Origin of the sequence: Vibrio cincinnatiensis (genome assembly GCF_022113815.1) — a bacterium.
Taxonomy (GTDB): Bacteria; Pseudomonadota; Gammaproteobacteria; order Enterobacterales; family Vibrionaceae; genus Vibrio; species Vibrio cincinnatiensis_A.
The window spans coordinates 1-14,941 of the sequence record NZ_SGOM01000014.1; the positions used below are offsets into that span (position 1 = coordinate 1).

Genomic DNA, 14,941 nt, shown 5'->3' on the forward strand with positions numbered 1-14,941 from the left:
GTGCGCGATGGATCCAGAGTATCTTTTGAAGGTATTGGGAAGCCTTTATTTACGGGAATGTTCATGATTTTTCCGTGGCCTTACAGGGCGGTGATGTTCATGCGGTTTCCGTGCGCTCAGTGCTAAAGAATTGTTAAATGCTTCACGCTCGCACTGGTTAGTTGAGTCGATGCATTGGATGTTGGATACAGAATTTGGTGAAGATGCTTACCGTAAACGAGCGGAAGAACGAGCAGAGAATTTCGCAAGGATCAGACAGATGTGCTTAAACATGCTAAAAAGTGAAACGACGCTGAAAGCGAGCATTAAACACAAAAGAGCGATGTGCGCGATGGATCCAGAGTACCTTTTGAAGGTTCTGGGAAGCCTTTATTTACGGGAATGTTCATGATTTTTCCGTGTGCTAACTAGTTAGCATCAGGTTTGGTTTGATAAATATCTACAATAGTTTTATTAATTTAAAATATAAATTTTGGAGTAAAAATGGATAACTTTAAACTTGCCATTATTGGTCTAGGTTATGTGGGGCTACCTCTAGCCGTTGAATTTGGCAAAACATATCCAGTAGTCGGGTTTGATATTAACTCTGCTCGTTTGGCTGAGTTGGAAAATGGCCATGATAGTACTTTAGAAGTCGATGATAATGAATTAGCCTCGGCTGAATATTTAACTTACAGTAATTCATTAGACGAGTTAAAAACCTGCAATGTATTTATTGTTACTGTGCCAACTCCAATCAATGAGCATAAGCAGCCAGATCTAACTCCGTTGATTAAAGCTAGTGAAACGATTGGGAGCGTGCTTAAACAGGGCGATATCGTAATATATGAATCTACAGTGTACCCCGGTGCGACCGAAGAAGACTGTGTGCCTGTTTTGGAGCGTGTATCTGGTTTATCTTTTAACAAAGACTTTTTCTGTGGTTATAGCCCTGAACGCATTAACCCCGGTGATAAAGAGCATCGTGTAACAACGATCTTAAAAGTGACATCAGGTTCTACCCCTGAGATAGCGGAAACTGTTGATCAATTATACCGTTCTATTATTACCGCTGGAACACATAAAGCTTCTTCTATTAAGGTGGCGGAGGCGGCAAAAGTCATAGAAAACACCCAGCGTGATGTCAATATCGGCCTTATTAATGAACTGTCGTTAATTTTTAACAAGTTAGGTATAGATACCGAAGAAGTACTGAAAGCCGCGGGTACTAAGTGGAATTTCTTACCTTTTCGTCCTGGTTTAGTGGGTGGCCATTGTATCGGTGTTGACCCTTATTATCTTACCCATAAAGCTCAGACCGTTGGCTATCATCCTGAAATTATCTTAGCTGGGCGTCGTTTAAATGATGGCATGGGGGCTTATGTCGCTAGCCAACTAGTGAAAGCGATGTTGAAAAAACGTATCCATGTTGATGGTGCGCGAGTATTAGTATTGGGTTTAACCTTTAAAGAAAATTGTCCAGATCTACGCAATACTAAGGTTGTTGATATTATTCATGAGTTACAAGGTTACGGTGTGCAAGTCGATTGTTATGATCCTTGGATTAATGCCAAAGAAGCGGAACATGAATACGCGATTTCACCGATTAGTGTGCCTATTGCTGGACAATATGACGGTATCATTCTAGCCGTTGCTCATGATGAATTCGCGCAGATGGGCGCAGCTAAAATTCGCTCATTGGGTAAGAGTGAACATGTATTATATGATCTGAAATACGTATTGCCACGCGAGCAAGCAGATTTACGTTTGTAAGCAAGAAAGGACTGAGAATAGTATGACAGCGTATCAAACATTAACTGAAACATTAAAAACACAGTCTAAAACATGGCTCGTAACTGGCGTTGCTGGGTTTATTGGTTCCAATTTATTGGAGCACTTGTTAAAGCTGAACCAAAAGGTTATTGGTTTAGATAACTTTGCAACGGGGCATAAGCACAACTTAGATGAAGTTAAAGGATTGGTTAGTTCTGAACAGTGGGCAGGATTTACCTTTATCGAAGGTGATATTCGTAACCTAGTAGATTGCCAAAAAGCATGTGACGGCGTTGATTATGTACTACATCAGGCAGCTCTGGGCTCGGTCCCTCGTTCGATTAATGATCCGATCGCCACTAATGCGACTAATATTGGTGGCTTTTTAAATATGCTAGTGGCAGCTCGTGATGCTGAAGTAAAAAGCTTTACTTATGCTGCTAGCAGCTCTACGTACGGCGATCATCCAGCGTTACCAAAAGTAGAAGAAAATATTGGAAAGCCCTTATCACCGTATGCGGTGACTAAGTATGTGAACGAATTGTATGCGGATGTATTCGCTAAAACGTATGGTTTTAAAGCAATCGGTTTGCGCTACTTTAATGTATTTGGTAAACGGCAAGACCCAAATGGCGCGTATGCTGCAGTAATACCCAAGTGGACAGCAGCTATGTTACTTAATGAAGATGTTGTTATAAATGGCGATGGTGAAACTAGCCGTGATTTTTGTTTTATCGAAAATACGGTGCAAATGAACTTACTTGCGGCTACAGCATCTGATGAGGCAAAAAATGAAGTGTATAACGTGGCTGTTGGCGACCGTACTACGCTTAATGATTTGTTTCACGCATTACAAACGGCGTTAGGTAAAAATGATAAGCCCTATGGCAAGGCCCCTCTATATCGTGATTTTCGAGCTGGAGATGTACGCCATTCTCAGGCGGATATTAACAAGGCCATCGGTAAATTAGGTTACGCGCCTGAATACCATATTATGGATGGAATAGTTAAGGCTATGCCTTGGTATATACAGAATGTGGGTTAATGGACTTTGACTAACGAAACACAACGTATACTTTTTGTGGTTAATGCGCCCGAGTTTTTTTTATCTCACAGATTACCTCTTGCTATCGCTGCTCAAAAAGCGGGGTATGATGTTCATGTAGCTACTGCTGAGGGGCCGGATGTTCAATCTATCCAGTCTATTGGTTTTACTCATCATGTTGTACCTTTTGCTAGAAGCGGTCAAAATCCGCTGAATGAGTTAAAAACGCTAATTAGCTTAATTAAATTATTTAAGGTGATAAAACCGTCACTGGTTCATCTTATTACTATTAAGCCAGTACTATATGGTGGTATCGCGGCGCGGCTGACAGGGGTTGAAGCTGTTGTGAGTGCTGTTTCTGGTTTGGGTACCGTTTTTTTAGCTGAATCTGCTATTGCGCGTTTACGTCGCTGGTTAGTCATATTGATGTACCGCTTTGCATTTAATCAGAAGCGTTTGTCTGTGATTTTTCAAAACCCTGACGATCGAGATATTCTTCTATCTTTGAAAACGTTAAACACACATCAGGTAAGAATGATCCGAGGGTCTGGTGTTGACCTTTTGGATTACCCTTTTCTACCTGAACCTGAAGGGACTCCGGTTGTCGCTATGGCTGCACGCTTACTTAAGGACAAAGGAGTGATTGAGTTTATTGAAGCCGCTAAAATATTGAACGAGCGTAACATCGCGGTTGAAATGAAATTAATCGGTGCACCTGATCTAGGTAATCCTACCAGTGTGTCTCAAACTGAATTAGATCAATGGGCTGCTTCTGGCTTTGTACAACTACTTGGTTATCAAGAAAACATTGGCAAACATTATAGTGAGGCCAACATAATTTGTTTGCCTTCTTACCGTGAGGGGTTGCCAAAAAGTTTGGTTGAAGCAGCAGCTTGTGGTCGTCCGGTTGTGACGACTGATGTACCGGGGTGCAGAGACGCGATAATACCTGAAAAAACTGGCCTTCTTGTGCCTGTAAAAAATGCCATCGCTCTCGCTGATGCAATTGAGGTTTTGGTTCAAGATGCTGGTTTACGAAAAACAATGGGCGAGGCGGGCAGGGTATTGGCAGAAGAGGCCTTTGCAATCGAAAAAATTGTTGAACAACATATGATCATTTATAGAGAGCTTTTGGAAAAATGAAAATGGCATCAAAAGTTTTGTTAACAGGTGCTAATGGCTTTGTTGGAAAAGTACTCAATGCAGCAATGATCAATCATTATCAAGTTTTGTCTGCTGTGCGAAATAAGAACTCAGAGACTTTTGGCAAATGCGTTAAGATCCCTGATATTGATAAAAATACACAATGGGATAATGCTTTATCTGGTGTGCATTGTGTTATTCATTGCGCGGCTCGCGTCCACATAATGAATGACTCCTCTCTTGATCCTTTATCTGAGTTTCGCGCTGTCAATACTGAAGGTACTGTAAAATTAGCTCATCAGGCTGCAGAAAGCGGTGTAAAACGCTTCATCTTTTTAAGTTCTATTAAGGTCAACGGTGAATCCACTTCAAATGGTGGGCCGTTTACCGTTTTTGATCAGTGTTTACCTGAAGACCCTTATGGTAGGTCCAAATCTGAAGCAGAAGAACAGTTGTTGGTATTAGGTAAAGAAACAGGTATGGAGATAGTGATAATCCGCCCGACGCTTGTCTATGGCCCAGGTGTAAAAGCCAATTTTGCTTCACTTATGGGATTAGTTGCAAAGGGGATTCCACTACCATTTGGTTGTATCATCAAGAACAAGCGCAGTTTGGTTTCTGTAGATAATTTGGTTGATCTCATTATTACTTGTATTGACCACCCTAAAGCGGCAAATCAAGTTTTCTTAGTTTCAGATGATCACGATGTGTCTACTTCTGAAATGGTTCGTGAAATGGCTATTGCTTTAGGTAAACCCACTTGGCAACTGCCCGTTCCAATTTGGTGTTACAAACTAGCAGGAAAACTATTCAATAAATCTGATGTGGTAGATAGGTTGATTGGCTCGTTACAGGTTGATATTTCTCATACTAAAGAGACACTTGATTGGGCTCCTCCTCAAACATTACAAGAAGGTTTCAAGAAAACAGCTGAGGCCTTTCTATCTTCAAAAAAAAATAGTGGTAAATCATGATTCGTTTATTAGATTTTCTTGCAGCCTTCTTTGGTTTGTTGTTCTTGTGGCCTATATTACTTATCGTAACTATCATCGGCCTATTCGATACTGGCTCGCCGATTTTTGTCCAAGAGCGTGTTGGTCGAAATAAAAAACCATTTAAACTGATCAAGTTTCGCACTATGTCAGTAGATACTCAGTCAGTGGCTTCACACCTAGCCAGTAATGCTTCAATCACTAAATTAGGATCATTTTTGCGTAAAACTAAGATTGATGAGTTGCCACAGTTGATTAATGTTCTGAAAGGTGAAATGAGCTTAGTGGGTCCACGTCCCAATCTTTTTAACCAACAAGAGCTGATTAAAGAGCGTGATGCTTTAGGCGTGTATGACGTACTGCCCGGTATTACAGGCTTAGCACAAGTACAAAATATCGATATGTCTACCCCTGAATTGTTAGCGAAAACGGATAAGCAGATGATTGATTCGCTAACAGTGAAAGACTACTTTAAGTATATCTTAATGACGGCTACGGGTAGTGGTGCTGGTGATGCGGTCAAATAAGAGCGTATTTGTTTTAGGATATATGCTTAGTATGCTACCTTGAGTGCTAGTTTTATTTGGTGTTTTAGGAAATTGCTGACTTGAAAAAGCTGTTCTTCTTATATCGCAGGGCGGCTCAACATGTTTTTATATAAAAAGAAGAAGTGCATTCAGCGCTGTTATAGTGATAGTCAGTCAGGACTATATAAAAGTATTCGCAAAATAGAGATACATTATGGATAAGTTGGCTTATATTTGGTCATTATCGAGGGGGCACAAGCGTTTGATTAGCTTGGCAATCGATACGATTTTAATCATTTTTTCTTTTTTTGCTGCATTGTGGGTAAGGTTGGGGGAAATTGTGCTTCCTTCTTCTGGTGTCGAAGTCGGGGTTTTAGTTGGAACCTTATTCATCACATTGATAGCTTTTGCACGTTTAGGCCTTTACCGTGCGGTATTACGCTATTTAACTTTTCATGCCTTGATGGTTATTACCATGGGGGCGGCCATTTCTGCGGTTACCTTAACCTCTTTCGCTTATTATCTAAATGCTGCTATCCCAAGAACAGTCCCGTTAATTTATTTAACGTTTTTGGTGCTGTTTTGTGGTGGGGCGAGAATGTTAGTTCGTTCTCTGATTGTTCAGTCGCAATGTAAAAATATTCGGGAACAAGTACTTATTTACGGCGCAGGTAGTACGGGGAGGCAGTTAGCGATAGCCTTGCGTAACTCTCCTCAGTATCAAATAAAAGCTTTCTTGGATAATGATCCTTCACTGGCTCATACCATTATTCAAGGGGTTACGGTTTACCCCTCTGCTTTAGTGCAGGATCTGGTTGCAAAGTATCAAATTGATAAAATTTTATTGGCGATGCCAAGAACGAGCCGCTCAGAAAGAAAGCAAATCATTGATAAATTGCTTCACTTACCGGTTGAAGTGCTAACCGTGCCAGATTTTACCGATATTGTTGAAGGGAATGCGACGGTTGATGAATTAAAAGATGTCGCAATAGAAGATCTGCTCGGGCGTGATCCTGTTGCACCTGATTCTTGTTTAATGAAGTCGAATATTCATGGCAAAGTGGTCATGGTAACGGGAGCGGGGGGATCGATTGGTTCTGAATTATGCCGACAAATTGTGATGCAAAAACCGAGTTCTCTGATTTTGTTTGAGCTTTCCGAGTTTGCTTTGTACCAAATTGATAAAGAGCTGAGCCAGTGGGTTGAGGCAGAACAATTGCAGATAGAGATAATTCCTCTATTGGGCTCTGTTCAGCGAGTCAATCGATTGTGTGCCACGATGAAAGCGTTTGGCGTTCAAACGGTTTATCATGCCGCGGCTTATAAACACGTTCCTCTTGTTGAGTACAATGTGGTCGAAGGGGTTCGTAATAACGTATTTGGTACTTATTATTGTGCTAAAGCGGCAATTGAATCAGGTGTTGAGTCTTTTGTTTTAATATCCACTGACAAAGCGGTGCGCCCAACGAATGTGATGGGAACCACGAAGCGTATGGCTGAGTTAGCATTACAAGCTTTAGCCGAGAAAGAAAATCAGAAATCGAAAGGTACGCGTTTCTGTATGGTTCGATTTGGTAATGTTCTTGGTTCTTCAGGTTCTGTTATCCCCTTATTTAAACGTCAAATTGCGGAAGGCAAACCTATTACGGTCACTCACCCAGAAATTATTCGCTACTTTATGACCATTCCTGAAGCGGCTCAGTTAGTGATCCAAGCGGGAGCCATGGGGAAAGGGGGCGATGTGTTTGTATTAGACATGGGTGAGCCTGTTAAAATTGTCGATTTAGCTAAAAACTTAATTCGTTTATCTGGCTTAGAAGTGAAATCCGCAGAGAATCCTGGTGGAGATATTGAAATCAAGTTTACGGGGTTACGCCCGGGAGAGAAACTCTATGAGGAGTTGCTGATTGGCGATAATGTTCAAGGAACAGAGCATGAGCGAATTATGACAGCTAATGAACGTTTTTTACCGTTAAATGAGTTTTCTGGGATTTTGGACCATTTAGATAAAGCCTGTCATGAATTTGATCATGAAGCGATTCGGAAAATTTTACTAGAAACACCAACAGGGTTTAATCCCACCGATGGTATTGGTGATTTAGTTTGGAATGCGAAACAGAAGCGATATAACGCGGATTCAAAGATTGTTAAGTTGAAAACATCACAAACGGCATAAAATGATCTTGAAGAGCTAATAAGGCCCACATTGTTGGGCCTTTTTTTATTTTTAGGGGTTTATCAATGATATTTCATTCATATTTTTATGATAACAGTATGTCGTTCAAGAAAGGTAAAACATGAAATCGCTTGAACGAATCAGTGACGTCGAATCTATAATGATATGCCTATGTTATGTTTGATTATTCATAATACATAGCGTAAGGCAAAGGACATGCAACTGATTCATCATGGTGGAAAGCATACAGTTACGGGCTCTTGTCATGAGCTGCGATCTCATAACATGGCGGTGTTAATCGACTGTGGCTTGTTTCAAGGTAAAGATGCGGTGACGGCGGATCTTGATTTTCCGGTTGAGCATATTGATGCTCTGATTTTAACTCACGCACATATTGACCATATTGGTCGCCTCCCTTGGTTATTGGCGGCGGGTTTTCAGGGCCCGATTTATTGTACGCCGGCTACGGCAGAATTAGTCCCTTTGATGTTAGAAGACGGTTTAAAATTGCAATTAGGGTTAAGCCGCCGACAAATTCAGCAAATATTAGACCTCATCCAACAGCGTATTCACGCGGTAGATTATGGCCAGTGGATAACGCTTAACTCCGCTAACGATACAGTTCCTAACACTCCTCCTTCTTCTCTTTCTCAATCCTCACTGTCTGTTCGATTTAATCCCGCGGGCCATATCCTTGGCTCAGCCTATGTTGAAGTTATGCTACCAACTCAAGAGGTGGTGGTGTTTTCGGGTGATTTAGGGCCCAGTAATACACCACTTTTACCGGATCCTAAACCACCGAAACGTGCCGATTACTTAGTGATTGAAACCACTTATGGTCATCGTGAGCATGAGGGGGTCGAGCATCGCGCTCAACAACTGCGGGCTATTATTGAACGCTCACTGGCTGATGGTGGCACAATTTTGATTCCCGCGTTTAGTGTGGGGCGTACTCAAGAGCTGCTGTTTGATATTGAGCGTTTAGTTTACGAGAAGCAGATTGATGCTGATTTACCGATCATCCTTGATTCGCCAATGGCGCAGAAAGTGACCCAATCTTATCGACGGTTTAAAGCGCTTTGGGGGCAAGAAGCGAAAGAGCGATTAGAGAAGCATCGACACCCATTGGCGTTTGAACAATGTATTCAAATTACGGATTATCGAAGCCATCAAGCTTTAGTCAATCGTTTAGCTTCAACCGGAGAGCCTGCTATTGTGGTCGCAGCATCGGGAATGTGCCAAGGTGGGCGAATCGTCGATTATTTAAAAGCGTTGTTGAGTGATTCTCGAACCGATGTGATTTTTGCTGGCTTTCAAGCCGAAGGAACGCTAGGCAGAGCCATTCAGCAAGGGGAACCTGTGGTCTGTATGGATGGTGAAGAAATAGAGATCAATGCCAATATTCATGTGATGTCGGGGTATTCGGCACATGCCGATCAATCAGAGCTATTGCATTTTATTGAAGGTATTGAGGAAAAGCCGCAGCAGATCCATCTTATCCACGGTGAACGGGAAGCCCAACGTGCTTTTGCTGCTCTGTTAAGAGAAAAAGGCTATTCGGTTGTGGAGTAGCGAGTCATTCTATTGATTCATTGAACGTGTACCATTCCCGCGCTAGCGGGAATCTATGTATGGGTGGGCGTGTAAGGTGCTATAAAGGTGTAAACATCCTTTTCGTATCATGATAAAATTTTGTGCAATAAGCATTCAGGCCGAATAGTGGCCTGTTCGACTTTCTAAAGGAATATAACCACATGAAATATCTAGTCACAGGGGCTGCGGGTTTTATCGGTAGTGCTGTTGTGGAAAAATTGACTGCTCAGGGTCATCAAGTCATTGGTATTGATAACCTTAACGATTATTACGATGTCTCATTAAAACAGGCTCGTTTAGCACGGATTACTCACCCTCTATTCCAATTTATTGAACTGGATATTGCTGATCGCACCAAAATGGCCGAGCTTTTTCACCAACAGCAGTTTGAACGCGTGATTCATCTGGCGGCGCAGGCAGGGGTTCGTTATTCATTAGAAAACCCGCACGCTTATGCCGATTCTAACCTTGTCGGGCATTTGAATGTTTTAGAAGGTTGCCGCCAAGAGAAAGTCGGGCATTTGGTTTATGCCTCTTCCAGTTCGGTGTATGGGTTGAATGCCAAAGTTCCATTTGCAACATCAGATTCGGTGGATCACCCTGTTTCTCTGTATGCTGCAACCAAAAAATCGAATGAGCTTATGGCGCACAGTTATGCCCATTTATATGATATCCCCACGACGGGCTTACGCTTTTTTACCGTGTATGGTTCATGGGGGCGACCTGATATGGCTCCGTTTATCTTCACTAAGAAAATTTTAGAAGGTCAAACCATCGATATTAATAACAATGGTGATATGTGGCGCGACTTTACCCATATTGACGATATTGTCGAAGGGGTGGTGCGTATTGCTGATGTCATTCCTACTCGTAACCCTGAATGGACAGTAGAAAAAGGAACGCCTGCCAGCAGTTCTGCGCCTTATGCTATCTATAATATTGGTCATGGTAGCCCAATTAACTTGATGGAATTTGTTAAAGCCATTGAAGAGGAATTGGGTATGGAAGCGAAGAAAAATTTCCGGGGGATGCAGCCGGGGGATGTTTATCAAACCTATGCTGACACGGAAGATTTGTTTACTGCAACCGGTTATCGCCCAAGTGTTGGTGTGAAAGAAGGCGTTGCAGAGTTTGTTGCTTGGTATCGTGAGTTTTACCCTCGGTAATCCCAGCATTTCTTAATATTTTAGGGTGTGAGTTTGAGTCACTCTGTTTGAAAGAGGTCAGTTGAATCAATGGTTGTTCTACTGGCCTTTTTTAATGCACTGATGTGTTAATGCTCTTAATTGTTTTAAGTAGCAATATCATCACTGTGATTAATATCACTGTTGATTATTTTTTGATAGAAAAGAACATGCTGTTTTTATCGATCTCAATCACTATTTTGAGGCTGAGACATTCTCATCCCCCCCTCATCCCCCCTTTCTCCTCCTAGTGATATTAACATCGTAAAGATGTGCTGAATGTCTCTATTACTATCTATTTTTTTATTCAATATGTGAACAAGTTCAATTGTGATAGAAAATTTGCATTTGTAAAAAACTTAACCGTCTGCTCTCACATTTTGTTGATGATTGTGTGCACTAGTATCTAGCGGAACATTTCCTTTTCGGCAATTTTGCCCCAATCGGTCGTGTAGTGATACGAGTTTAAATGCCTCGGGATATCGACACGTCCGTCATATCAATTTAATAACAATGGATTTGTAAACGTGGACAATAAAACATTCAATTTATCAACGATTGCCAAAATCGTATTGCCTTTGATTTCCATTGCGGTAATCAGTGGTTGTGGCAGTGATAGCAGTAACGATGACACGAACTCAAGTGTTGACTTATACCAAGCGGGAGAGAACGAAGTCGTCATTTACTATAAACGTGATGTCGCTTCCGTTGCGAAAGCCAGCGCGAACGCAAGTGATTATGATGGCTGGGGATTACATTTATGGAATGGTGAAGGTTGTACCAGTACAGACCTAGCTGCGATGGGAATTCCTGACGGTGGTACCGATTGGGGGGCACCTTATCCCTTTACAGGAATCAGTGAAACGTATGGCGCTTATTATGTGTTGAAAGTTAATCCTGATGCTTCTGATCCTCATCAATGTATGAACTTTGTTTTGCATAAAGGTGATGATAAAGCTTTTGGTAGTGCAAACTCTAAAATTGATCTCACCCAAATCGGCGAGTCAAAAGGTTTGTTTGGTTTCCATGGTAGTAGCGAATTATACTATCAGCCAATCGCAGAGCGTCCAGTGGGGATTGATGGCCAAAAAGCACATTGGTTAGATGCCGATACAATTGCTTGGGAAGCCGTTGCAAATGCCGAATATATCAAGCTTTTTTATAGCTTAATCAACGATATTGAGATGGATGATGATCAGGTGATCACGGGGGGGGCGGCGGTTGAACTGACAAAATCGGGTGAACTGTCTTCTGAACTGAAGGCGCGTTTTCGCCACCTTGCGAGTTTACAAGCGGCAAGCCTTGATGTAGATGATGAGACATTACGTACCATTTTAAAATCACAGATTGTCATGGTGGCGTATAACGCGAATGACGAAGCGATAGCGGCAACGGAAGTACAAAAAGCCGGTGTATTAGATGCCGTATTTGCTGATTCCAAGACGGGTGACGCGATTAGCCAAAAACTGGGTGCGATTGTGGAAGGCAGCGCTACGACCTTCAAAGTATGGGCACCGACCGCACAAGATGTTGATCTTATCATCTACGATGAAAACTTAGCAGAAGAAGCGACCGTTGTAATGACAGAGGATCCAGAAACGGGGATCTGGGCTTCTGAGGCACAAAGCAACGTTGTCAACAAATACTATCGCTATCAAGTGAAGGTGTATCACCCAACAACGGGTGTTATCGAAACGCGTTTGGTCACAGACCCATATTCATTAAGCTTGTCGAAAAACTCACGCTATTCTCAAGTGGTTGATCTTGAAAATGATTCTAGCCTGAAACCTCAAGGTTGGGACACCTACGCACGACCAACCGTGGAAAAAGATGAAGATCACGTCCTTTACGAGTCTCACCTTCGTGACTTTAGCTTTAGCGACACTCAAGGTACCAAAGCATACAACGGTAAGTACTTAGCACTCACCGAAGCAAACCGCGAATCGGTTTCACATCTGCAAGCTTTAAAAGATGCAGGTTTGACAACCCTTCACATTTTGCCCGCTTTCGACATTGCGACGGTGGATGAAGATGCGGAAAACCGTGTTGATATTACCGATACGGTTGGCAAGCTATGTGGCATTAAACCTGAAGCTTCTGTTTGTGAAACCGAATCTGAGACAAAAGTCATTGAAGAGGTATTAAACAGCTACGACCCTGCGACAGGCAAAGCACAAGCGTTAATGAATGACCTTCGCATGTTAGATAGTTTCAACTGGGGTTACGACCCATACCATTACACCGTACCAGAAGGCAGTTATGCGACCGATCCTAACGGAGCTAAACGTATTCTTGAGTTCCGTAAAATGGTGCAAGCGACCCATAAAATGGGGCTGAAATTAGTGATGGATGTGGTGTACAACCACACCAATGCCTCTGGTGTGAATGATAAATCGGTGCTCGATAAAATTGTTCCTGGGTACTACCACCGTCTAAACGTCAACACGGGTGGCGTAGAAAACTCAACCTGCTGTGATAACACCGCAACCGAAAACCTAATGATGGGTAAACTGATGGTTGACTCATTACTAGTTTGGGCAGATGACTACAAAGTCGATGGTTTCCGTTTTGACCTTATGGGTCACCAGCCGAAAGATGTGATGGTGTATGCGTTGGAACAAGTGCGTAAGATCGATCCAAATACCTTGTTCTACGGCGAAGGTTGGGACTTTGGTGAGGTCGCTCAAAACGCACGTTTTGATCAAGCAACACAAGTCAACATGGCGGGCACAGAAATTGGTACTTTCTCGGATCGTCTGCGTGACGCCGTGCGTGGCGGAAGCCCGTTTGATGGCGGTGTTGATTCTGAGGGGCTGCACCCACTTCGCTTTAACCAAGGTTTCGGTAATGCCGCTTATCCTAACGAAGAAACCAAAGATGACAAAGAATCTGAGAATGGTCGTCTACACAACCAAGATCTGGTTCGTCTAGGTATGGCGGGTAACTTAGCTGACTACGTCCTTCTGGATTACAAAGGCGAAACCAAACTTGGTAAGAACGTTGATTACAATGGTGCACCTGCGGGCTACACCAAAGCACCATCAGAGAATATCTCGTACGTTTCTAAGCATGATAACCAAACGCTATGGGACAACAACGCCTATAAGATCGCGACCGGTACTTCGTCAGCTGAGCGTGCGCGCATGCAGTCTGTATCTCTATCAACGGTAATGCTAGGCCAAGGTATTCCGTTCATCCACATGGGTTCTGAGCTATTGCGCTCGAAATCCATGCAGCGTGACTCGTACGATTCGGGTGACTGGTTCAACCGTGTATTCTTCGACGGAAGCGACAATCACTGGAACGTTGGCTTGCCGCGTGAAGATAAAGACGGTGCCAACTGGGAGCTGATCAAAACCATCGTTGGTGACAGCACGGCGAAACCAGACTCAACCGACATCGAGCTGACTAAGCAACAATTCCTAGAGCTACTAAAAATCCGTAGCACCAGTGAACTGTTCCGCCTAGATACCGCGCAAGAAGTGATGAATCGGGTTGACTTCCGCAATGTGGGAGAAGAGCAAGTGGAAGGCTTGATTGTGATGTCTATCGATGATGGTACATCAGCAGGTGCCGATTTGGATTCGAACTACGATGCGATCGTGGCCGTTGTGAACTCAACATCAACGGAGCAATCTTTCAAAGTTACAGGGGCAATGGGTTTTGAGCTGCATGAAGTTCAACAAAAGTCTGCGGATAACATCGTGAAAGGTGCAAGCTTTTCAGATGAAACCTTTACCGTTCCTGCGCTGACTACGGCGGTATTCGTACAGCCACAAGACGGCGCGCAAGGTGCAGGTCTGCCTGTCAATAAAGACAATAAAGATGTCTCTAGCATTCCTCCCTATGGTGATGCTGTGGTGTATGTCAAAGGCTCAATGAACGAATGGTCTGATAACAGTGACTGGGCGATGACCTTCATTGGTAACGGCCTGTACTCTGTTACTGGCGTTCTTGAAGCCGGTGAGCATGAGTTTAAGTTTGCGGATTCAGGCTGGGCAAATCCCAATATCGGTTGTGCTGATGTGGATTTAGCCAATGACTCTCTTGAGTTAGGTACAGAAGCGAATTGTAAACTTACGGTTGCTGAAACAGGTAAATACAATTTCATCTTAAACGCAGTGAACGAGCAAGATGAAAGCGTAGCCAAACCGGTGGTCTCTGTCACCAAAGCTGCCGATGCGCCTACATTTGGTGATACTGCTCTTTATTTACGAGGGGATGTGACAGACGCTAATTGGGCTGCAATCGAAACTGCAAAATTTAGCTATGTAGCAAACGAAGTGTATGCTCTAGATATTAACCTCAAAGCCGGTAAATTTGATATGAAAGTAGCCAGTGCCGACTGGGCTGATGCAACTAACTTTGGTGCTCAAGGTGCGTTGGTACTTGGTACACCTTTGACGATGGAAGCTGGCGGTGCCAGTGGCAATATCAGTATCACAATACCAGACGCGGGAAGCTACCATTTCGACTTCAATGCGGCGGATAAAAGTGCACCTGTCATCACGGTAACGAAAAACTAAGCT

9 protein-coding genes and 1 pseudogene are annotated in these 14,941 nt (G+C 42.9%); all 10 read left to right on the plus strand.

The genetic code is table 11. The features are described from left to right. Window positions 1-109: 109 nt before the first annotated feature. Window positions 110-391 (plus strand): annotated as a pseudogene (locus tag EXA13_RS14645) (transposase); the annotation flags it as partial. Between the two features lie 92 nt (window positions 392-483). Then, window positions 484-1,752, plus strand: coding sequence for a Vi polysaccharide biosynthesis UDP-N-acetylglucosamine C-6 dehydrogenase TviB (tviB, locus tag EXA13_RS14650; protein WP_238133816.1), 1,269 nt, complete (start codon window positions 484-486; stop codon window positions 1,750-1,752). A 22-nt stretch (window positions 1,753-1,774) separates the two neighbouring features. Continuing rightward, window positions 1,775-2,797 carry an NAD-dependent epimerase/dehydratase family protein gene (locus EXA13_RS14655; protein WP_238133817.1) on the plus strand — a complete coding sequence of 341 codons (1,023 nt, stop codon included), beginning with the start codon at window positions 1,775-1,777 and terminating at the stop codon, window positions 2,795-2,797. 6 nt (window positions 2,798-2,803) lie between these two features. After that, the gene (locus EXA13_RS14660) at window positions 2,804-3,940 is read left to right on the plus strand and encodes a glycosyltransferase family 4 protein (RefSeq protein WP_238133818.1); all 1,137 of its coding nucleotides are present in this window, start codon (window positions 2,804-2,806) and stop codon (window positions 3,938-3,940) included. A 2-nt stretch (window positions 3,941-3,942) separates the two neighbouring features. After that, window positions 3,943-4,914 (plus strand): UDP-glucose 4-epimerase family protein, encoded by a 972-nt coding sequence (locus EXA13_RS14665; RefSeq protein ID WP_238133819.1) that lies wholly within the window; start codon window positions 3,943-3,945, stop codon window positions 4,912-4,914. After that, a complete protein-coding gene (locus EXA13_RS14670) occupies window positions 4,911-5,459 on the plus strand; it encodes a sugar transferase (RefSeq protein WP_238117056.1) in 549 nt (182 codons plus the stop codon). Before EXA13_RS14665 ends, EXA13_RS14670 begins: the two co-directional genes overlap by 4 nt. Window positions 5,460-5,673: 214 nt before the next feature. Continuing rightward, window positions 5,674-7,635 carry a nucleoside-diphosphate sugar epimerase/dehydratase gene (locus tag EXA13_RS14675; protein ID WP_238133820.1) on the plus strand — a complete coding sequence of 654 codons (1,962 nt, stop codon included), beginning with the start codon at window positions 5,674-5,676 and terminating at the stop codon, window positions 7,633-7,635. A 216-nt stretch (window positions 7,636-7,851) separates the two neighbouring features. Then, window positions 7,852-9,207 carry an MBL fold metallo-hydrolase RNA specificity domain-containing protein gene (locus tag EXA13_RS14680; protein ID WP_238133821.1) on the plus strand — a complete coding sequence of 452 codons (1,356 nt, stop codon included), beginning with the start codon at window positions 7,852-7,854 and terminating at the stop codon, window positions 9,205-9,207. 182 nt (window positions 9,208-9,389) lie between these two features. After that, entirely contained in the window at window positions 9,390-10,394 is a 1,005-nt protein-coding gene (locus EXA13_RS14685) for an NAD-dependent epimerase (protein ID WP_238133822.1), read from the plus strand. Window positions 10,395-10,939: 545 nt separating this feature from the next. Then, window positions 10,940-14,938, plus strand: a complete 3,999-nt coding sequence (pulA, locus tag EXA13_RS14690; RefSeq protein ID WP_238133823.1) for a pullulanase-type alpha-1,6-glucosidase — start codon at window positions 10,940-10,942, stop codon at window positions 14,936-14,938. The last annotated feature ends 3 nt before the right edge of the window (window positions 14,939-14,941 follow it).